General features: G+C 75.0%; 2 protein-coding genes. Both read right to left on the reverse strand.

The window, feature by feature from the left end; all coding sequences use genetic code 11:
• Positions 1-811 (reverse strand): ABC transporter ATP-binding protein (locus ACFXPX_RS43840; protein ID WP_380645119.1); only part of this gene is annotated, 811 nt, incomplete at its 3' end.
• On the reverse strand, positions 808-1,718 hold a 911-nt coding region (locus tag ACFXPX_RS43845; RefSeq protein ID WP_380645120.1), incomplete at its 5' end, for a FecCD family ABC transporter permease. The genes ACFXPX_RS43840 and ACFXPX_RS43845, both read right to left, overlap by 4 nt.

Here is a 1,718-nt window from a genome sequence, read left to right on the forward strand (position 1 = left end):
GTGCTGACCCGGCCGGGTCAGCACCCGCCGGGTCGGCACCGGCCGGGGCGCGGTGGTCGAAGGCGATCAACGGATCCCCGGTCAGCGGGTGTTCGACCACCGCGGCCCGGACGCCGAAGACCTCGGCCAGCAGCTCCGCCGTCAGCACCTCGCGCGGCGCCCCGGAGGCCACCAGGGCGCCGCGGTGCAGCACGTGCAGACGGTCGCAGACCGAGGCGGCGGCGTTGAGGTCGTGCAGCGCGACCAGGGTGGTGCGGCGCTGCTCCCGCAGCAGGGCGAGGAGTTCGACCTGGTGGCGGACGTCCAGGTGGTTGGTCGGCTCGTCCAGCACCAGGACGTCCGGCTGCTGGGCGAGCGCGCGGGCGAGCAGCACCCGCTGCCGTTCACCGCCGGAGAGCTGGGCGAAGCGGCGGTCCGCGGCCCCGGACATGCCGACCCGGTGCAGGGCCTCGGCGGTGATCCGGTGGTCCTCTGGGTCGTCGGCCGCGAACGCCCGCTTGTACGGGGTGCGGCCCATCGCGACGACCTCGCGCACGCTCAACTCGAAGTCCCCGCCGCGTTCCTGGGGCAGTGCCCCGATGTGCCGGGCGGACTCGGCGGGCCGCAGCTCCGCCAGGTCCCGCCCGGCCAGCAGGACCCGGCCGGCGCTGGGCCGCAGGTGCCGGTAGACGGTGCGCAGCAGGCTGGACTTGCCGCTGCCGTTGGGCCCGACCAGTCCGGCGATCTCGCCCTCCTCGGCGACCAGGTGGACTCCGGCCACCACGGTGCGCCCGGCCAGGGCGACGCTCAGGTCCTCGACGGCGATCCTCAACTGCGCTCCAGTCGTTGGTCCAGCAGGTAGAGCAGGGTGGGGGCGCCGAGTACGGCGGTGACCACGCCGATCGGCAGTTCCTGGCCGTCCAGGGCGGTGCGGGCCACGGTGTCGACGACGACCAGGAGCACGGCCCCGGTGAGGGCGGACAGCGGCAGCAGGCGCCGGTGGTCGCCGCCGACGAGCAGTCGGCAGACGTGCGGGACCATCAGCCCGACGAAGCCGATCGCCCCGGAGACGGCGACCAGCACTCCGGTGAGGACGCTGGTGACGACGAAGACCTCGCGGCGCAGCCGGGTGACGTCCACGCCGAGTCCGGCGGCCGTCTCGTCCCCCATCAGCATCGCGTTGAGCCCGCGGGCCCGCGCCTGGAGCAGGGCCAGGCCGAGTGCCACGGCGGCGACGGGGACGGCGAGTTGGGACCAGACGGCGCCGCCGAGGCTGCCCATGAGCCAGAACAGCACGCCCCGGGTCTGCTGTTCGTCGCTGGTCTGCAGGACGAGGTAGCTGGTGATGCCGCCGAGGAACTGGGCGATGCCGATGCCGGCCAGCACCAGGCGCAGGGGGGAGAAGCCGCCGCCGCGCCGGGCCATCAGCCAGACCAGGGAGAACGCGGCGAGCGCCCCGGCGAAGGCGGCCAGGGAGACGGTGAGGCCGAGCCCGCTGCCGAGGGAGAGTTCGAGCCCGAAGGCGGTGCCGAGGACGAGGGTGGCGACCGCTCCGAGGGAGGCTCCGGAGGAGATGCCGAGCAGGTAGGGGTCGGCGAGCGGGTTGCGGACCAGGGCCTGGACGGCGGTGCCGACCAGGCCGAGTCCGGCGCCCACCACGGCCGCCAGCAGGGCGCGTGGGACGCGCAGTTGCCAGACGATGAGGTCGCGGGTGCCGGGCTCGGGGGCCCGGCGGGAGA

The sequence above is a fragment of the Kitasatospora sp. NPDC059146 genome (genome assembly GCF_042786665.1).
In the GTDB taxonomy this organism is placed as follows: domain Bacteria; phylum Actinomycetota; class Actinomycetes; order Streptomycetales; family Streptomycetaceae; genus Kitasatospora.